This window comes from Nitrospirota bacterium (genome assembly GCA_004296885.1).
Lineage (GTDB): Bacteria > Nitrospirota > Nitrospiria > Nitrospirales > Nitrospiraceae > SYGV01.
The window spans coordinates 200157-217453 of the sequence record SCVN01000007.1 but is presented as its reverse complement, the minus strand read 5'-3'; the positions used below and the strand labels follow the sequence as shown (position 1 = coordinate 217453).

Here is a 17297-nt window from a genome sequence, read left to right as displayed (position 1 = left end):
AGGGGAGCGTCCACAAGGCCTCAGCTTTTCCCGCCGGTTCTGCGGAACAAGGAGCGCGGGCCCCGCGTGCCCGGCACGATCGTGCCCAGGAGCACGGGATGCGTCGCGCCGGTGACGGCCGGGACGTTGGCGCATTTCCCGTGCAGCGTCTGATAGGCCAGGACGGCGAAGGCGACGGCCTCGAAGGCTTTGCTGTCCCAGCCGATCTCTTCCAGGGTGCGCACCGGAATCGGTTCGAACACGGCCGCCAGGTCCCCCAGCAACGTCCGGTTGCGCGCGCCGCCGCCGGCGACGATCACTTCGTCAAGGCTCGGCCCCAGCCAGCGCCTGGCACTACTTACGGTCACGGCGGTGAACAACGAACAAGTCGCCAGGACATCGTTGGCCGTGAGGCGGCGCTTGCGCATGGTGGCGAGCAGCCGCGCGACGAAGGGCTCCCCGAACGTTTCCCGCCCCGTGGACTTGGGCGGCGGCTGTTTCAGAAAGGGGTGGGCCAGTAACTCGGCCAGCAGTCCGGCATCCACGGTGCCTTGGGCCGCGCGCCGCCCGCCTCGGTCCATGGTCTGTCGGCCGTTGGTCAGCCGCTGGACCAGCCCGTCCAGCACCATGTTGCCCGGGCCTGTATCGAAGGCCCGCACTGTGGACAGGGAACCGCCGGCCGGCAAATGGGTGACGTTGCCGATGCCGCCCAGGTTGACGACAAGACGTGACCGCGTGGCATGTCTGAACAAGAGATAGTGGACATAGGGGGTCAGCGGGGCTCCCTGTCCTCCGGCCGCGATGTCGCGGGGGCGAAAATCAGCCACCGTCGCGATGCCGGTCCGTTCGGCGATCACCGCCGGTTCGGCGATTTGCAGCGTCGAGCGGATGGGGCCCAGCCCCCGTTCGCGGATGCCTTGCGGCAGATGCTGGATGGTCTGCCCGTGGGACCCGATGAGCTCAACCTCGGCGGGGTTCAGTCCGGCTTTCTTGATCACGCGGAGCGCCGCTCTGGCGAACCATTCGCCCAAGACGGCGTTCAGATGGCAGGCCTCGGCGACGGATCCGCCGGAGCAGAGATGCAACACCCGCCGCTGCAAGTCCGCCGGATAGGGCGTGGGGGCAAACGCCAGCGCGGTCACTCTGAGGGCGAGCCCGGCGCCGCGGATGTCCACCAACGCGGCGTCCACTCCGTCGCCGGATGTGCCGGACATGAGGCCGACGACCTTCATGCGGCACTCAATTGGAACCATCCGTGGGCCAAGCGCATCCGCGCAGGCTAACCGAAGTGACCGGAGGGGTCAAGCGAAGGCCGCGGCGCGGTTTGACTTTCCGTGGGGGGCGATGCTACGGTCCCGCCCATGCGCAAACCGTTTGCAATTACGAACCGCGCCTGGATGCTTGCGGCCTGCCTTCTGCTGGGGGCAAGCGTGCCGTCATGGGCGGAAGAGCCGCTGCCGGTCGTCGTCACCATCCCGGTCCTGAAGGACTGGGCGGAGCAGGTCGGGGGCGCTCACGTTCGGGTCCTGTCCTTGATTTCCGGTCTCGAGAGCGAGCACAGCTATTCGCCGAAGCCGAGCGACTTGATCGCGCTTCGCAAGGCGCGTCTTCTGCTACAAGTCGGCATCGGGCTGGAAGTGTGGGTGGCGTCGCTCGTGAAGAATTCCGGCAACGCCGGCTTGCTGGTGGTGACGACCTCCGAGGGGATCGAGCTGATCCAGGGGGGCGAGGCTCACGCGGGAACTCGGCAGGCCCATGATGATCGGCACCCATCCGGAAATCCTCATGTCTGGTTGGACCCGGACAATGCCAAGGTCATGATTCGGCACCTTGCCGATGCCTTCAGCCTGGTGGATCCGGCCCATGCCGCCGAGTATCGGCGCAATGAGGCCGCCTACGTCCGTCAAATCGAGCAGTTGCAGGCCGAGTTGACCGAGCGGTTCCGGCAGGTGCCCGAGCGGCGGATCATCGTGCACCATCCGGCCTGGCCCTATTTCGCGCGGCGGTTCGGACTCACGATCGCCGGCGAGATCGTCACGCAGGCCGGCGCGGAACCTTCGGCCCATCATATCCAGGAATTGATCGCGGAAATCCGAAAAGACAGGATTCGCGTCGTCGTCTCCGAGCCGCAGTTGAATCAAAAGATTCCCGAGGTCCTGGCGCGCGAGACCGGCGTGCGAGTGGTGGTCTTGACGCCGCTGTCCGGCGGATTGCCCGGCACGGCGACCTATCTCGAGATGCTGGGGTATAATGGCCGGCAATTGGCTCATGCGCTGGCCCAGCCCTAGTCGGCTCCATCCGCGGACCCCATGATGGCGACTCCGATCATCCGGTTCTCCCACGCGACCTTCGGCTTCCCCGGCGTCACCGCGCTGGAGGACATTTCGCTGGAGATCGCCGACGGGGAATTCGTGGGCGTGATCGGTCCGAACGGCTCCGGCAAAACCACGCTCTGCCGGGCGGTCCTGGGCCTCTTGCCGCCGCGCTCCGGCCACCTCCAGATTTTCGACTGCGCCTGCCAGGAACTGCGCTGCCACCACCGGGCCCGCATCGGGTACCTGCCGCAGAAGGGCGTGCTGGACCGGAACTTTCCCATCACGGTGTTGGAGGCGGTCATGATGGGCCGTTACGGCGCGCTGGGCCTCTTCACGCGGCCGGGAAAACAGGATCGGGAGATCGCGTTGCACGCGTTGGAACAGGTGGGCATGCAGGATCACCGGGACAGTGCGTTGGGGCACCTCTCGGGCGGGCAGCAGCAGCGGGTCCTGATTGCGCGGGCGCTCGCGCAGCAGCCGCAAGTGTTGCTCCTGGACGAGCCGACCACCGGCATCGACATCACCACGCAGCACGCGGTGTTGGATCTCATCCGGCACTTGCACCGGGATTTGAAGCTGACCGTCCTCCTGATCACCCACGACATCAACATGATCCGGTCCTACGTAGATCGGCTGGTGTTGCTGAAAACCCGTCTTTATGCGGCCGGCCCGCCGGCGGAAGTCCTGCGCCAGGATGTGCTGCAGCAGGTCTATGGCAAGGAACTCGTGATCACGGAGAAGGACCTGATTATTGTGGAAGACTATCACCACCACCACTGAATAGTGAATGGTAAACAGTGAATGGTGAGCAGAGAAAAAGAAGAACGATGTTAATGGGGCTTCTCTTCTGCCCATTCACCTTTCACGATTCACTGATAACTTCATGATCGAGATGCTCACATACGATTTCATGCAGCGGTCGTTGCTGGCGGCGGCGCTGGTGGGAGCGGTCTGCTCGGTCATCGGCGTGTTCGTTGTCTTGCGGGGGCTGGCGTTCATCGGGGCCGGCACGGCCCACGCGGCCTTTGCCGGGGTGGCGCTGGCCTACCTGCTCGGCGTCTCGCCGCTGCCGCTGGCCATCGTGTTCGGCCTGGCGACCGTGTGGATCACGGGAGTCATGGAAGAGCAGGGGCGGATGAAGCTGGACGTGTCGATCGGGATTCTCTATACGGCCACGATGGCCCTGGCGATCCTGTTCATCGGACTGATGAAGGGCTACAACGCGGAAGTCTACGGCTACCTGTTCGGCAGCGTGCTCTCGGTGACGCCGGAGGAGCTGCGCGTGATCGGGCTGCTGAGCCTGCTGGTCGTCGGGGTGATTGTCGTCTTTGCCAAGGAACTGTACTTCATCGCGTTCGACCAGGACATGGCCGAAGCCTCGGGCGTGCCGGCGCGCCGGATCTTTTACCTGCTCCTGACGCTCATCGCGCTGACGGTGGTCATCTCGCTCAAGACCGTCGGGGCCATTCTGGTCTTCGCCATGGTCTTGATCCCCGCCTCCACGGCCTACCAGCTGACGCACAGTCTGAGGCAGATGACGATCTATGCGGTGCTGATCGGGACGGTCTGCGCCGTGGGAGGAGTGATGGTCTCCTACTGGTGGGACTTGCCGTCAGGCCCGGCCATCGTGCTGCTGGCCACCACGGTCTTTTTCTTGTCGGTCTTTTTCTCGCCCAAACGGGTCCGGCGGGCGCCCGCCGCCGCGCATTAAGTCTAAGCCTTGGCCCTTGCCTGCCGGATCATCTCTCCCAACATCTGTTCGGCCTCCTGCCCGCCGGTGACGGCTCGGGGGAAGGCGATGCGCACCCCTTGTACCCGCTCTCCCGTACGCAGACGCAGGTGGAAACCCAGCCGGTCCATCGCCGTCAGCCTGGCTTCCTCCGCCTGGGCGTAGCCGGAGCCCCGGGCCAGATCCAGCAGGTCCGCGGCCCGCTCGGCGTTCATCCGTTGCATGAGGCCTGATGCCTGGTCGGCCAGCGGGTCTACCGAAGCTCGTCGGTAGTCGTCGGCGGAAACCCAGCCCATCACACCGAACCCGCCGACGTAATACACATCCACGATGGCCATGCGGTAGAACCCGAAATCGCCGAAATCCACCCAGTAGCTCGCGTTCGCATGGCGGGCCAGATAGGCCTGCCGTGCGGCGTCGCTCTCGTCCTTGGGCACCCGAGCCACCTGCCCCATCACCGTGACGCGGGCCGCGCCCAACGGATCGCCTGCGGCTTCCGGCTGTGCGACGAGGAGGCTGGCGCGGGCATCGGCCAGGAGATTCTTCGTGTGCATGGCCATGGTGCTGATCAGAAAGATCGGCTGTCCCTGGCCGTCCAGGGCGTAGGGCATGATCGAACCGAAAGGCCAGCCCGGTTGTTTTTGCGACAGGGTGCAGAGGCTCCCGATCGGGCCCAGGTGCATGAGGGTTCGCGCCCGCTCGGCCAGCGAAGGCTCCGGAACTTCTGGTTCGGAAGAGCCGCGGGCCGGGCTGCTATGTTCGTGGGTCTTGGGCTGAGCCATGGGACTTCTTGCTCCTTCTTGTCCTTGTCGGAACGGGACGGTCTTTTCTGAAGAAGGACTGACGGAAGACTCGCGACGGCTAATTTTTGGATCGTAACGGCTTGGCCAGGAGCGGGGCCAGGTAGGGGTCCGACTTGATGACGTACTCGGCGTCGCCCATCGTCAGACCGAGATCCCGTTTGGCCCCGTTCCGGACGATGCTGAGCGTGAACTTGGTGCCGGGGGGGATGGAGCGCATCACCTCGCGATACTGCTCGAGATTCGAAACCGGGATGCCGTTGGCCATTGTGATCTCGTCGCCGACCTGGACGCCGGCTTTCTCGGCGGGGCTGCCCGTGGCCACCTTGTCCACACGGGCAATGATCGCGGCGTTGAGCTTGGCTTCTTTGACAATGATGCCGGTGCGCTTACCGGCCTGGCGCAAGGCCAACTCCTTGTCTCCCGTGAGATAGGTGATCACGGCGAGGTTGTAGCGGCGTTCTTCCTCGCTGAAGTCCGTCCCGCGGGTAAAGAGATTCGTGGCCGCCTCCTGTTCCCCCAGCGCCAGGTGACAGAAGGCTCTGGCCCGCAGCAAGTCCTTCCGATCAGTCCTCCGATCGGCTCCGGTGGATTCGAACGCGGCTTTCAGGTCCGGTAAAGCCTTGGCAAAATTGCCCATCCAATAATAGGCCAGCCCACGGGATTCCACCGCAATTTGATGCGCTGTGGACCCCAGTTCCAACGCCCTGGAGAAGTCCCGGACGGCGGCGGGATAGTCCTTCTTTAAGTAGGCGATCTGTCCTCGCCCGTCCAGGGCGTGGGCGAGGGCCGGGGCCCGTTCGATCGCCAGGGAAAAATATTTGGCCGCTTCGTCCGTGCGGCCTTTCCGAAAGCTGATCCATCCCAATCTGTCGTAAGCCTGTGCCAACTGGCCTTGCCGGTCGGGGCGGGCGGCCCCAAGCTCGACGAACCGTTTGTTGGTCGTAAAGGCTTCCTCCTCCTGATTGCTCGCAAACAGGGAGGCCCCGAGCCAATACAATGAATCCAGGGAGGTCTCGTCCAACTGGAGCCCGCGCCTGGCCTGCTCGATCGCTTGGGCGAATTCCCGATGCTCGTATGCCTCCTTCGCGGCCGCCGCGAGGGCCATGGCCTTGGCGGCGCGTGTCGCCGGGGTATCGACCGGTTCCGGAGCCGTCTGACAGCCCTGGAGGGCCAGGACCACGGTCAGGATGAAGAGGAGTCGCATGGCGCGAGTGTATGTCTGCCGGCGTCAGAAGGCAAGACCGGGGCCGATTCTCCTCTAGCGGGCGAGTACCAGAGCATAGCGAGGCGCAGCCGATCTTGGTACCTCTGCCCGACGGAAGTCCTGCGGGGACCTATGGCTGGCTCAGGGTGCTCCGATTCCCACCGGCTCGTCGGCCTGGGGCCGGGGAACATACCGTTCCTGTCGGCGCAGGGCGGCCAGTTTTGGCAGCGGGGTCAGGAGGAAGCGGGGAAGCTCATGGCTGTCCGACGGATGAATGCCGGTAAAGGCCACGCCGGCTTCCACCTCGTCCCGATCGGTTTTCGCCACGCGCATGACTTTTCCCAGCACGGTGTATCCAAAGGGGGCCAGTTCGCTGGCCGGCACGCGCAAATGGAGCGACGCACCCAGCCAGAGCGGATAGGCAGTGGTCATGCGGAGTCCGCTTTGGCTGAGGTCCAGCCCGTTGGCGGAGGCAATCTGCCCTTCGCCGTCCCAGCAGCGGGTCCCGTTGATAAACAGCAGCTTGCCCAGGTATCGGGCCACGGCCAGATAGGGATGGGACCAGGGTTCCGGGTCCGGCACGGCCAGGCTGCCGGTTGGGTTGCGATCCAGGCTGCGCGTTGTCTGATAGGTCGGGCGCAACAGCCAGTGCCTGAACCAGGGCAGGACCCCGAATTCGAGGGGAAAGGAGACGGCCAGACGCGGATGCGCCCGGCGGTCGCGCAGCATCCTGGGCTCCGGTTGCCGGGCATCCCGGTGGGCCGCCGGCTGTTCCCGAGAATGATGAACTCTGAGATGCGAGACAAAAGAATTCATGCGCAGGCGCCCCCTCGCCCGAGCTCAATGACCCATGTGACATGGGTAGATATAGAGGCCTAGCGGTCGAATGGCCGAAAAACTTGAATCGGGCAGGAGCCAGTGACCGGCGGCGGGGGTTTGTGGTACACAGTCTCGAAGGGGCTGCCGTTCCCCGGTGACCGCTTCCTGCCTGCCGGACCTAGGCCGCGGAGCTGCGATGAGCCGTCCAATGAAAATTTGGTATCAGAGTTTCGTCGACCCCAACCAGCAGACGGGGTATGTCCGCGATCTGCGGAGAGCGCTGACGGCCTGCGCCGGCCCGGAGGCCAGCTACGAGATTCACGGGATCACGCCGCCCGATCTCGAGCTGCACCGCATCACGGAGTTTCGCTGCGCCGCGCAGGTGGTGCGCAATGCCGTCACGGCGCAGCAACAGGGCTACGACGCCTTCGCCATCGGACATTTCCAGGACGGGGGCTCTATGAAGCCAGGGCGACGGTGGATATCCCGGTCCTGGGTCTGGGCGAGACGACCATGCTCTATGCCTGCCTGTTGGGGAGGAAGATCGCGCTGGTGACCATCAACCCGGTCTTTATTCCCTTTCACGAAGAGCAGATCGCCCGCTATGGACTGACGGAGCGGGTGGTGGCGGTCAAGGCCCTGACGACCGACCCGGAAGAACTCAACCGAGCCTTCACGGACGCAGGTGCGTTCGAGCGCATCCTCCAACAATTCAAGGAGCAGGCCCAGCCGTTGGTGGACGATGGCGTGGAAGTGATCATCCCGGCCGGGGGCCTGCCGATGCTCCTCTTCTCCCGCGTCGCGCAGTTCACCGTCGGGCAGGCGGTGGTGCTGAACGGCCTGGCGGTGCTGGCCAAGATGGCCGAGCTGGCGGTGACCCTCCGCCGGCTTAACGGCACGGAGGTCAGCCGGGCCGCCACCTTTGCGAAACCCTCGCCCAAGGCCTTGCAGGAGTTCTTGGACCATGGCGGCGGATCGGATATGAGTCGGCCATGAACTATTGCAGCCACTGTGGCCGTCCTGTCGTACTCAAAGTGCCTCCGGGGGACAACCTGCCCCGCCATGTGTGCGATGCCTGCCAGACGATCCATTACCAAAATCCCAAGATCGTCGCCGGCTGCATTCCCGAATGGGAAGATCAGATTCTCCTCTGCCGGCGGGCCATCGAGCCGCGCATCGGCTTCTGGACCTTTCCCGCCGGCTTCATGGAGGCCGGCGAGGACACAGCCCAGGCTGCGGCCCGCGAGACGCTGGAAGAAGCCAAGGCCTCCGTGGAGATCACCTCGCTCTATGCCCTGCTCAGCCTGCCCCACGTGAGCCAGGTCTATCTCGTGTTCCGGGGAACGCTCCGCAACTTGGAATTCGGCGCCGGCATGGAAAGTCTGGATGTGCAATTGTTTCCCTGGGACAAGGTGCCCTGGGATCGCCTCGCTTTCCCGGTCATTCATGAAGCGCTGGCCCGATACGTGGAAGATCGCCGCAGGGGACAGTATCAACTGCAAGTCGGCGTCGTGGACCGTCGCATTCCTTTCGAGTAATAGCCGGAATTTCCCGGCCCGAGGCCAGAGCATGGCGAATGGATCTGCGGGTGATTCCGAGAAGGCGCCTCGCCCCGGCTCCCCTGACCAGCCGCCTCAGGCCCAGCCCATTCTGCAAGAACCTCCACCCAATCCCAACGGCGGCCGGACGCTCATCGTGGACGCGGTCGATCCTGCGGCCTATCCCCGTCCCAGCGCGGCGGTCAATGAGGCAGGGCCGGAGGATCAGGTTTTTATCAGGCCGGGACGGTATGAGGACAAGCTCTTCGTGTCGGAGCGGCCGATCCTGCTGATCGGAGCCGGGCGCGACGTCGTGCAGATCTTCAGCCGGCGCGGCGGGCCCCTCTATCTGCAGCGGGTGCCCAACGGCCGCATCAGCGGGATCACCTTCCGCTACGTCGGCAGCGACCAGAATTCCGCGATGAACATTCTGGACAGCACTTGCACCATCGCCGCCTGCCGCGCGACCGAAGGCATTCTGTCCGGGGTGGTCATCTACGGGCCGGACTGCCGGCCCACGTTGATCGACAACGAAGTCTGCCACAACCGCGAGTCCGGCATCTTTTCATTCGCCGGTGCCCGCCCCTACCTCGCCCAGAACCACTGTTTCGAGAACCACCACTTCGGGCTCGCCGTCCGGGACGAGGGTACGCAGCCGGACCTGGTCCGCAACGTCTGCCGCGACAACATGCTCAGCGGCATCCTGCTCTTCCACAATGCCGAAGCCATGGTCCTGAGCAATATCTGCCGCGACAACCAACATTGGGGCCTGGTCACCACGCCGGAATGTACGACATCGCCGCCAAGGGAGGAACTGGCCGCGGCCAATCAACTGGACGCCAATCCGCGCGGGGCGATTTGTGTGACTAAGGAACCGCTGTCTGAAATAGGTAGATAGCAGGTCGCTGTGGTCAGGCTTCGGACGCCTGAAAATATCTTGCAAAGTGCTAAAAGGCCCCGTACCTATACAGTAAAAGGAATAGTTGCCAATGGCCTTTCCTCGAGACTTAGTGTCCAAACTCTTGGCGCGATGCCACAGACGGTGCTGCGTGTGCCACCGCTTCTGTGGCATAAAGATTGAGACAGACCACATTGTGCCCAAGGAGCAGGGCGGCAGCGATGACATTGAAAATGCCATTCCGGTGTGTTTCGAGTGTCATGCTGAGATTCACAGTTACAACGACCAGCACCCTCGGGGTCGAAAGTTTCTTCCCGACGAGCTACGCCAGCACAAAGAACAGTGGCTCAAGATCTGTGATGAGCGCCCAGATGTGCTCGTTTCGGTGCACCGGGCAGCAGATGTAGGCCCATTGCAGGCTTTGATTGATGAGTTAGCGCTTAACGGCAAGGTCGCAGCCAGACCAAACGTGCAAGATCAAGGCGCAAGATTCCATGACGCCCAACTCCGGCGCGCCATCGAAGTGGGCTCAATTGCCATTCTTCGCGACGAGATTCGCGAGGCGGTTCTTGACGCCTATGTCGCAATGGATGCGGCGAGCCAGATTGTCGATAGCGCTTGGCGGCACCCGAAAGGCTCGAATTCGTGGGCGGAAGGTGTCAACGAGGCACCCAGGCGTATCAAGGACGCCCAGCCACAGATCACGAAAGCACAGGAAGAACTTCTAAAGTTTTTGGCGACTGAATCACCTGTCGTCTAACGTTGGTATCCAGTCGCCAGCCTTTGGTCGCAGCTGATCCGTAGTGGCAGCCCGTTTTTAGCTCCGCAGCGTGGCTAATACCTCTTCGACGTGTCCCTGCACGTTGACGTTAGGGAAGATGGCTTTGAGGCGGCCGGTTGCGTCGATGACGAAAGTCTTGCGCTTGGAACCGATCAAGCGGCCGATGACCGGCAAACAGCTCAGGACCGGCCAGTGGGTTCCGTAGGCCCGTTCGATCGTCCCGTCTTCGTCGCAAAGCAGACGGAACGGCAGGTTGAATTTTTGGCTGAACGATTGATGGGAAGCCTGTCCGTCCCGGCTGACGCCCAGCACCACCGCCCCTGCCTGTTCCAATGAGGTTGTGGCGTCCCGAAACCCGCAGGCTTCGATCGTGCAGCCCGACGTGTCGTCCTTCGGATAGAAGTACAGCACGACCTGTGTGCCGCGCAGGGAATGAAGCGAGACCGTTTCGCCCGTTCCGGTTTTCGCGGTAAAATCCGGCGCCTGTTCCCCAACCTTCAGATAGCCCATCACCACCTCACCGGATTTCGATCAGTCGTAAAAGTTTCTCTCCCAGGCATGGGCCTGGAGGGTCTTCACGAGTCCCTCGCTTAAGCGCCGCCCGTCCGACCAGGAACAGTTCGCTCGTACGTTGGCCTGGGTGCGCATGCCGGGGATGACCGTACTCACCGCCGGATGGGCCAGGCAATAGCGGAGCGCCAGTTCCGGCAGCGTCTTCGCTTCGGGGCCGAGTAGTCGCTTGATCGGCTCGACATGCTCGGCGACCTGGGCCTTGCGGTCGTCCTTGAAGTAGTCGTTGCGCCAGTCGCCTGCGGGAAAGATCGTCTCGGGGGTGATCTTGCCGGTCAGGCCCCCCTCGTCGAAGGGACAGCGGGCCAGCACGCCGACGTCATGCTTGAGGCAGGCAGGGAGTAGCGCACGGTTCGGGGACTGGTCGAAAATGTTGTAGATCACCTGCACGGAATCGATCAGGCCGCTGGCGACCAGGCGGAGCGCCGAGTCCGGCTCATGGTCGTTGATGGACACCCCGATCGCTCGAATCTTTCCCTGGCTCTTGAGCGTCAGCAACGCTTCCAGCCAACGTTGGTCTTCCATCCACTCGTCCCGCCAGACGTGCAACTGCTGCAAGTCGATGCAGTCGAGTTTGAGGTTCTTCAGGCTCTGCTCGGTACAGTCGATGATGTGGGCAGGCGGGAAGGCCGTCTCGACCGTATCGTCCGGCAAGGCCGGCCAGTGAAGATTTTTCGGAGGAACTTTGGTGGCGACGTAGAGACGTTCCTTGCGGGACCGGACCACCTGGCCCACGAGGGCTTCGCTGTGCCCGTCGCCATAGACCAGGGCCGTGTCGATGAAATTCAGCCCCGCGTCGATGGATGCGTGGAGGGCCGACAGGGATTCCTGGTCCTGGGCGCCGATCCAAAAGGTGCCGCCGATGCCCCAGGCGCCGAAGCCGACCTCGGAGATCTGCCAGCCCGTTTTCCCCAACCGCCGATACTGCATGTGCCCTCCTCGACAGGCTCCCCGCCCTGTTGCGGAGGTACTGTACCTGGACGTTCCTTGACGTGCAACCGCCACCCATACGTGGGCCGCCGGTGGCTCGGTCGAATGTCGTGGCGGAGTTGTGCGTCATGCATCTCAATGCTAAGCTGGAACCCAGTCGCGGCCGGCCCTGGACTTTGAGCGCCTCGCCGTCTTTGTGATGGACCCATGGACGACGAACAGAAATTTCACGACCTTATCTCGCTCCGCCGGGCACTCGATGCGCGGCTCCGCCGCCTGGAGCAGGACTTGCGGGAAATGACCGGGAACATCCATGCTCAAGTGGAACAACGTAAGGCTCTTGCCCGCAGCCTGGAACTGAGCCGGCGGCTGCTGGACATGTACGAACAAGTCCGAAGCTCGCCTCATTGGGAGAAGGTTGCTTCCGAGACGGCCGGCGGCGAGTCGGCACGCGAGGCGCCGGCGGATGAGGCGTCGGTTCCCCCGCCGGTCGGGACCGAGGGTTGCGAAGGAGAGTTCCTCCGCTTCGATCAGAACAGTCGCGGCTATATCATTTGCCGCAAACGGGTCTCCGAAGGTCTGACGACGGGGTGTCCCGCGTCCATGCTCCTCTCCTTCTGTCATGACGCCGGCGCAACGCTCCTGACGATCGACCTGATCGAGGAGCAGACGCCCTATGGTCCGACCTACAAGTCCACCGATATCAAAGCCTTTGTGCCAGGCAACTGGATCAAGGATTTTCTTGAACTGTCCGAACAAGTGTCGGCGCTGAAGAAGGAATTGGAAATTCGGAAGAAATACGATCCGGTCGAGATCGACAAGCTGAAACGGCTGTTCGGCATTTGAGCGAGGCCCGGTACGCGGGGAGTATGCGATGACACAATTGTGGCGGCGGATGCTGGCGATCGGAGTCATCATGGGGATCACGGCGGGGGAGCTGGCTCCAGGCCCTGTCCGTGCCGCCGACCCGTTTCAGGAAATCGACCGGCGGTTTCAAGAGCGGCAGCAGCAGGGAGAGGATGCGCTCCGCGGCCTCCACGAGGAGTATCGGGGCAAGCGGCAGGCCATGGAGACTCAGTGGAAGCAACGGGAACGGGAGATCGAGGCCCGCTGGGATCAGACCAAGCAGACCATCGAGCAGAAGTGGGACCGGGCGTTGCGGTCCACCCCGAAGGATTGGGTGGACTATTCCCAGACGCATGAGGCCCGCAGCATCGTGGATTTCGAGCAGGGGACGGTCGAGGTCGTGGCGCTCGTGCCTCTCGCCGAAGTCAGCGCCGTGCAGCCGGCCTGGTTCTTGTCCCTGACCAAAGTCGGCCTGACTCTGGATGGGTTGCGGGCGGTGCCGGCGTTGCTGGCGCCGCTCCCGGACCAGGCGCAGATGCGGCTGACCGCCTTGCCCGCGTCCTGGACCCGGCTCCTCCACCAGTTCGAGCGGGTCTTCGACCAGGAAGCTGCGCCTGGCCGTATGGCGCTGGCCGGCCAAGTTGTGACCCGCGAGGGGAAGCCGGTCGATCGGCAGACCGTTAAGGCCTACGTGCAGGACGAGGTTCTGCCCGCCGCGGTGGTCGAGCAGAAGCCGGTGGAATCGCGGGATGGGGTCGCGCGCGTGAAGATCACGGCCAAGATCGCGATGACCCCCGACCACATCAAGCGGCGCGCCTTGCAATATCAGGACGTGGTGCCGCCGTACGCAAAACAACACGGCCTCGATCCGCGCTTGCTCTATGCGGTGATCCATACGGAATCGTTTTTCAATCCCCGGGCCCAGTCCCCCTCGCCGACCTACGGGCTGATGCAGTTGGTGCCCCGCGCGGCGGCGCGGGACGCCTACAACTTTCTCTACAAAGAAGATCGGGTGCTGGACGATGAGTATCTCCTGGACCCGGCCCACAACGTCGAGTTGGGTGCCGCCTATTTGCGTCTCCTGCGGAAGCAGCTTGTCGGGGGATTGGAGGCCGGGGACAAGCAAACCTCCCTCTTGATCTGCGCCTATAAATGGGGGCCGGCCAACGTCCAGAACAAGGTGCTCAAGCAAGTGCGGATCCAGGACCTGACCGACACGCAAGTGCTCAGCCTCCTGGCGCAGCGGGCTCCGGAGGATACCAGGCTCTACCTCAGGCAAGTGCGGGATCGGATGGAACTCTATGCCGACCTTCCGCCGGCCCAACCTCAGGCTCCGGTTCAACCTCTTGGGCGACCGTAACCGGCCCAGTCTTTCTCGCCTCCTGTAACTTCGCGCTTTATTTGACTTGCATGGGCCGTTTGACTACTCTGGCTGGACTTGCCACGGCCAGTCTTGGATGAGGCCATGAGCGTCGCATCGTCCAAACACCTGCTCTCCGAGCGGGTCATCGGAGGGGTCCTCACCCTCCTGTTCGTCGTCGGCTACCTGGCCGACTGGTCGGTCCTGCGCAACCTCGACTATCTCACCTACGACCTGCGTCTCCCCTTGCGTGCATCCGCGCAACCGTCGGACCAGATCGTGATCGTCGGCGTCGACGACGACAGCCTGACGCGGGTCGGTCGCTGGCCCTGGCCCCGATCCACCATGGGAGAGCTGATCGACATTCTGCGCGAAAGCGGCGCTACGGTGATCGGCGTGGATTTTGCCCTGTCCGAACCGGACCAGACGCAAGGCTTGCAGGAAATACGCGGGCTCAAAAAAGAGCTGGCGCTGCAAGCCCAGGCCGTGGCGTCGGAGTTGGAGGCGGCCAAGAAACCGGCCGAGGCGGATCTTCGGGCGCAGGAGATATACACCGCGCTGCTGCAAGATCTGACCGAGGCCGAAACCCGTCTGGACCACGATGCCAAGCTGGCCGCCTCGCTCGACCGGGCGCCCCAGGTGGTGCTGCCGATGGTGTTCGAGATCGGCCCCCCGCTGGGCGCGGAGGCCAACGATCCCCCGGCGCCGATTCTGGCCAATGCCATGGACGCCATCGGCAATCCGCAGGACCGGAACGTCTTCCCGCCGACCGAGGCCCGGCGGCTCACGCCGCCTCTCCCGATCTTTCAGCACGAAGGGATGGCCGTCGGCCACGTCAATCTGCACCCGGACGAAGACGGCGTGGTGCGCCGCGAGCCGCTGTTGGTAGAATACCACGGGCACGTCTTCCCCTCGTTCGCCCTGCGGGCGGTCGGCGCATTTTTGAACGTCCCACCCGGCAAGGTACAGGTGCAGCTGGGCGGCCAGGTGTCGCTCGGCCCGCTCCAGATTCCCACGGACCCCTGGCTGCGGCTGCCGGTCGGCTTCGCCCGCGCGGACCATGTCTTCAAGACCGTCCCGGCGCATGCGGTCCTCTCGGGAGAGGCCCTGCCGGGGACGTTCCGCAACAAGCTGGTTCTGCTGGGCCCCGTGGCGGATGGCCTGGCCGACCGCCACGTCACGCCGTTCTCGGCCTCGGTCCCCGGCATCGAGGTGGTGGCCAGCGTGGCGCAAAACCTTCTGGATCAGCGCTTCATCTCCGTCCCTGTGTGGGCCGGTCCGTTCGAACTCTTGGCCCTGCTGTTGTCCGGCGCGGTTCTCGTCGCGGGCTTGCCGCGGCTGAGCGTCAGGTGGGGCGGCATCGCGACCGGAGCCGCAATCCTAATTCTTGCCGGCACAGCCGCGGCGCTCTTTGCGATGTCCGGTGCTGTGGTCTCCGTCCTGCCGGCTTGCCTGTTGTTGGGTCTGGGCTATGCGGGCGTCGTCGCCACACGCTTCCTGCTCAGCGAACGGCGGCAGGAACTGGCGGAAGCGGACAGCATCGAAAGCAATAAAACGCTGGGTCTCTCGTTCCAAGGGCAGGGCATGCTGGACCTGGCCTTCGAAAAATTCCGCAAGTGCCCGCTGGACGAGGCCGTGATGGGGCTCCTCTACAACCTCGCCCTCGACTTCGAACGCAAGCGCATGTTCAATAAGGCCGTGGCCGTCTACGAGCACATTCAGACCAAGGATCGCCGGTTCAAAGACGTCGAGGAGCGCAGGCGGCGTCTGAAAGAGGCAGGCGAGACCATGATCTTCGGATCGGGCGGCCTCAAGAAAGGCGGGGCCGAAGGGACCGTCATCCTGGAGGGAAGCGGGGTTAAGCCGACGTTGGGCCGGTACGAGGTTGTCAGAGAGTTGGGCCGCGGCGCCATGGGCGTCGTCTATCTCGGCAAGGACCCCAAGATCCAGCGGTCCGTCGCGATCAAGACCATGCGTCTGGACGAAGTGGAGACGGAGCAGTTGGCCGAGGTCAAGGAGCGGTTCTTCCGTGAGGCCGAATCGGCCGGCCGGCTCTCCCATCCGAACATCGTTACGATTTACGATGCGGGCGAGGAGCAGGAGCTGGGCTTCATCGCCATGGAGGTCCTGGAGGGGACGGATCTGAAGGACCATTGCCGGAAGGACAATCTGCTGCCGCTGCCGCGCACCCTGGAGATCGTAGCCAAAGTGGCGGATGCGCTGGACTATGCGCACCATCAGGGGATCGTGCATCGGGACATCAAACCCGCGAACATCATGCTGATGAAGGACGGGACGCCGAAAGTGACCGACTTCGGCATTGCGCGGATCGCGGCCTCCTCCAAGACCCAGACCGGCGTGGTGCTGGGCACGCCCAATTACATGTCTCCGGAGCAGCTGGCCGGCACCAAGGTGGACGGCCGGTCCGACTTGTTCTCGTTGGGAGTGGTCCTGTTCGAGTTGCTGACCGGCGAAAAGCCGTTCCAAGCCGACAGCGTGGCCACCCTCCTGTTCCAGATCGCGAATCAGCCCCACCAGTCGCCGGCCAAGATCCGGCCCGACTTGCCGGCTTCCTGTCAGGCGGTGATCGACCGGGCCTTGCAAAAGGACGTTACTTTGCGGTACCAGCGTGGGAGTGAGATGGCCCGAGATATACGGGGGTGCCTCCAGGGGCTCTAGCACGGGCGCACGCGCGAGAGGATCGGATAGGCGGCAGCCATGGAAAGTCGGTTCGGAGCTAAGACGGACGTCGGCCTCAAGCGGGGCCATAACGAGGATAGTTTTTGTACCGCTCCCGAACTGGGCCTTTACCTGGTCTGTGACGGCATGGGCGGGCGCAACGCGGGGGAGGTGGCGAGTCGTCTCGCGGTGGAAGTGATCCAACAGCATATCCGTGACGCCAGACAGAATGCGTCGTTGCCGATGATCGGGCCGATGGATGCCAGCTTCTCGCCGCAGACCAACCGGCTGGCGAGCGCGCTTCGTTTGGCCAATCAAGTGGTGCACGGGGCGGCGCAGAGCCAGTCCGAGCAGGCCGGCATGGGGACGACCGTGGTGGCCGCGCTGATCACGGGGCAACTGCTGTCCGTCGCGCACATCGGGGACAGCCGGCTGTATTTGATCCGCGGCGGCGGCATCCAGCCCCTGACCGAAGACCATTCGCTGGTGGCGGAACAGGTCCGTCGCGGCTTGCTGACCGAGGAGGAGGCCGAGCGGTCGCCTCAGAAGAACATCGTCACGCGGGCCCTGGGCGTCGAGGAAACGGTGGAGGTCGCGCTCGACGAGCTGCCCCTGGGGGTGCACGATGTGCTGCTGCTCTGCTCGGACGGGTTGACACGGGGGGTCAAACCGGATGAGATTTTGCAGGAGGTGCGTAACGGGGCGACGCCGCAGGCCGCGGCCGAACGGTTGGTGGCGCTGGCTAATGCCGCGGGAGGAGAGGATAATACGACCGTCGTGCTGATCGCCCTGCGTGAAAGCGGGTTGCGGGGGCTCTGGCATCGGGTCTGGGGATGACGGATGGCG

Annotated in this window: 16 protein-coding genes and 1 pseudogene; 11 read left to right on the top strand and 6 right to left on the bottom strand. The window is 63.8% G+C overall.

Features of this window, described 5'->3' with window-relative positions; all coding sequences use genetic code 11:
- Positions 1 to 20 precede the first annotated feature (20 nt).
- The gene (locus EPO61_04505; GenBank protein ID TAJ09978.1) at positions 21 to 1232 is read right to left on the bottom strand and encodes an anhydro-N-acetylmuramic acid kinase; all 1212 of its coding nucleotides are present in this window, start codon (positions 1230 to 1232) and stop codon (positions 21 to 23) included.
- A 108-nt stretch (positions 1233 to 1340) separates the two neighbouring features.
- Here EPO61_04505 and EPO61_04500 point away from each other — a divergent pair, with 108 nt between their 5' ends.
- The 3 genes from EPO61_04500 to EPO61_04490 all read left to right on the top strand — a co-directional run bounded on the left by EPO61_04500 (position 1341) and on the right by EPO61_04490 (position 4005).
- Positions 1341 to 2267, top strand: coding sequence for a zinc ABC transporter substrate-binding protein (locus EPO61_04500; protein ID TAJ09977.1), 927 nt, complete (start codon positions 1341 to 1343; stop codon positions 2265 to 2267).
- A gap of 21 nt (positions 2268 to 2288) precedes the next feature.
- On the top strand, positions 2289 to 3074 hold the full coding sequence (locus EPO61_04495) for a metal ABC transporter ATP-binding protein (protein ID TAJ09976.1): 786 nt from the start codon (positions 2289 to 2291) through the stop codon (positions 3072 to 3074).
- A 103-nt stretch (positions 3075 to 3177) separates the two neighbouring features.
- Positions 3178 to 4005, top strand: coding sequence for a metal ABC transporter permease (locus EPO61_04490; protein ID TAJ09975.1), 828 nt, complete (start codon positions 3178 to 3180; stop codon positions 4003 to 4005).
- Between the two features lie 2 nt (positions 4006 to 4007).
- Here EPO61_04490 and EPO61_04485 read toward each other — a convergent pair whose 3' ends face one another.
- From EPO61_04485 to EPO61_04475, 3 genes are all read right to left on the bottom strand, one after another.
- Positions 4008 to 4805, bottom strand: coding sequence for a DUF2470 domain-containing protein (locus EPO61_04485; protein TAJ09974.1), 798 nt, complete (start codon positions 4803 to 4805; stop codon positions 4008 to 4010).
- A gap of 79 nt (positions 4806 to 4884) precedes the next feature.
- Positions 4885 to 6030: a tetratricopeptide repeat protein gene (locus EPO61_04480; GenBank protein ID TAJ09973.1), complete on the bottom strand. Its 1146-nt coding sequence runs from the start codon at positions 6028 to 6030 to the stop codon at positions 4885 to 4887.
- Between the two features lie 141 nt (positions 6031 to 6171).
- Entirely contained in the window at positions 6172 to 6846 is a 675-nt protein-coding gene (locus tag EPO61_04475; protein ID TAJ09972.1) for a PilZ domain-containing protein, read from the bottom strand.
- 211 nt (positions 6847 to 7057) lie between these two features.
- On the opposite strand from EPO61_04475, the pseudogene EPO61_04470 reads away from it, so the two are divergent.
- The 4 genes and pseudogenes from EPO61_04470 (at position 7058) to EPO61_04455 (ending at position 10045) form a co-directional block, all read left to right on the top strand.
- A pseudogene (locus tag EPO61_04470) lies at positions 7058 to 7845 on the top strand (hypothetical protein).
- The gene (locus EPO61_04465; protein TAJ09971.1) at positions 7842 to 8387 is read left to right on the top strand and encodes an NUDIX hydrolase; all 546 of its coding nucleotides are present in this window, start codon (positions 7842 to 7844) and stop codon (positions 8385 to 8387) included. The pseudogene EPO61_04470 and the gene EPO61_04465 overlap by 4 nt, the downstream one beginning before the upstream one ends.
- Positions 8296 to 9285, top strand: a complete 990-nt coding sequence (locus EPO61_04460; GenBank protein TAJ09970.1) for a hypothetical protein — start codon at positions 8296 to 8298, stop codon at positions 9283 to 9285. Before EPO61_04465 ends, EPO61_04460 begins: the two co-directional genes overlap by 92 nt.
- Before the next feature lie 91 nt (positions 9286 to 9376).
- Positions 9377 to 10045: an HNH endonuclease gene (locus EPO61_04455; protein TAJ09969.1), complete on the top strand. Its 669-nt coding sequence runs from the start codon at positions 9377 to 9379 to the stop codon at positions 10043 to 10045.
- Between the two features lie 57 nt (positions 10046 to 10102).
- On the opposite strand, the gene EPO61_04450 is transcribed toward EPO61_04455, so the two are convergent.
- Both EPO61_04450 and EPO61_04445 read right to left on the bottom strand, forming a co-directional pair.
- A complete protein-coding gene (locus EPO61_04450; GenBank protein TAJ09968.1) occupies positions 10103 to 10576 on the bottom strand; it encodes a peroxiredoxin in 474 nt (157 codons plus the stop codon).
- A gap of 21 nt (positions 10577 to 10597) precedes the next feature.
- The gene (locus EPO61_04445) at positions 10598 to 11566 is read right to left on the bottom strand and encodes an aldo/keto reductase (GenBank protein TAJ09967.1); all 969 of its coding nucleotides are present in this window, start codon (positions 11564 to 11566) and stop codon (positions 10598 to 10600) included.
- Positions 11567 to 11773: 207 nt separating this feature from the next.
- On the opposite strand from EPO61_04445, the gene EPO61_04440 reads away from it, so the two are divergent.
- From EPO61_04440 to EPO61_04425, 4 genes are all read left to right on the top strand, one after another.
- Positions 11774 to 12412: a hypothetical protein gene (locus EPO61_04440; GenBank protein ID TAJ09966.1), complete on the top strand. Its 639-nt coding sequence runs from the start codon at positions 11774 to 11776 to the stop codon at positions 12410 to 12412.
- 28 nt (positions 12413 to 12440) lie between these two features.
- Positions 12441 to 13772 (top strand): DUF3393 domain-containing protein, encoded by a 1332-nt coding sequence (locus EPO61_04435; protein TAJ09965.1) that lies wholly within the window; start codon positions 12441 to 12443, stop codon positions 13770 to 13772.
- A gap of 105 nt (positions 13773 to 13877) precedes the next feature.
- The gene (locus EPO61_04430) at positions 13878 to 16451 is read left to right on the top strand and encodes a CHASE2 domain-containing protein (protein ID TAJ09964.1); all 2574 of its coding nucleotides are present in this window, start codon (positions 13878 to 13880) and stop codon (positions 16449 to 16451) included.
- Between the two features lie 39 nt (positions 16452 to 16490).
- Positions 16491 to 17288, top strand: coding sequence for a Stp1/IreP family PP2C-type Ser/Thr phosphatase (locus EPO61_04425; GenBank protein ID TAJ09963.1), 798 nt, complete (start codon positions 16491 to 16493; stop codon positions 17286 to 17288).
- Positions 17289 to 17297: the final 9 nt, after the last annotated feature.

Excerpts from the sequence above, each read along its gene's own strand:
- EPO61_04505 (TAJ09978.1), bottom strand. The coding sequence starts at position 1,232 with ATGGTTCCAATTGAGTGCCGCATGAAGGTCGTCGGCCTCATGTCCGGC.
- EPO61_04500 (TAJ09977.1), top strand. The coding sequence starts at position 1,341 with ATGCGCAAACCGTTTGCAATTACGAACCGCGCCTGGATGCTTGCGGCC.
- EPO61_04495 (TAJ09976.1), top strand. The coding sequence starts at position 2,289 with ATGATGGCGACTCCGATCATCCGGTTCTCCCACGCGACCTTCGGCTTC.
- EPO61_04490 (TAJ09975.1), top strand. The coding sequence starts at position 3,178 with ATGATCGAGATGCTCACATACGATTTCATGCAGCGGTCGTTGCTGGCG.
- EPO61_04485 (TAJ09974.1), bottom strand. The coding sequence starts at position 4,805 with ATGGCTCAGCCCAAGACCCACGAACATAGCAGCCCGGCCCGCGGCTCT.
- EPO61_04480 (TAJ09973.1), bottom strand. The coding sequence starts at position 6,030 with ATGCGACTCCTCTTCATCCTGACCGTGGTCCTGGCCCTCCAGGGCTGT.
- EPO61_04475 (TAJ09972.1), bottom strand. The coding sequence starts at position 6,846 with ATGAATTCTTTTGTCTCGCATCTCAGAGTTCATCATTCTCGGGAACAG.
- EPO61_04465 (TAJ09971.1), top strand. The coding sequence starts at position 7,842 with ATGAACTATTGCAGCCACTGTGGCCGTCCTGTCGTACTCAAAGTGCCT.
- EPO61_04460 (TAJ09970.1), top strand. The coding sequence starts at position 8,296 with ATGAAGCGCTGGCCCGATACGTGGAAGATCGCCGCAGGGGACAGTATC.
- EPO61_04455 (TAJ09969.1), top strand. The coding sequence starts at position 9,377 with ATGGCCTTTCCTCGAGACTTAGTGTCCAAACTCTTGGCGCGATGCCAC.
- EPO61_04450 (TAJ09968.1), bottom strand. The coding sequence starts at position 10,576 with ATGGGCTATCTGAAGGTTGGGGAACAGGCGCCGGATTTTACCGCGAAA.
- EPO61_04445 (TAJ09967.1), bottom strand. The coding sequence starts at position 11,566 with ATGCAGTATCGGCGGTTGGGGAAAACGGGCTGGCAGATCTCCGAGGTC.
- EPO61_04440 (TAJ09966.1), top strand. The coding sequence starts at position 11,774 with ATGGACGACGAACAGAAATTTCACGACCTTATCTCGCTCCGCCGGGCA.
- EPO61_04435 (TAJ09965.1), top strand. The coding sequence starts at position 12,441 with ATGACACAATTGTGGCGGCGGATGCTGGCGATCGGAGTCATCATGGGG.
- EPO61_04430 (TAJ09964.1), top strand. The coding sequence starts at position 13,878 with ATGAGCGTCGCATCGTCCAAACACCTGCTCTCCGAGCGGGTCATCGGA.
- EPO61_04425 (TAJ09963.1), top strand. The coding sequence starts at position 16,491 with ATGGAAAGTCGGTTCGGAGCTAAGACGGACGTCGGCCTCAAGCGGGGC.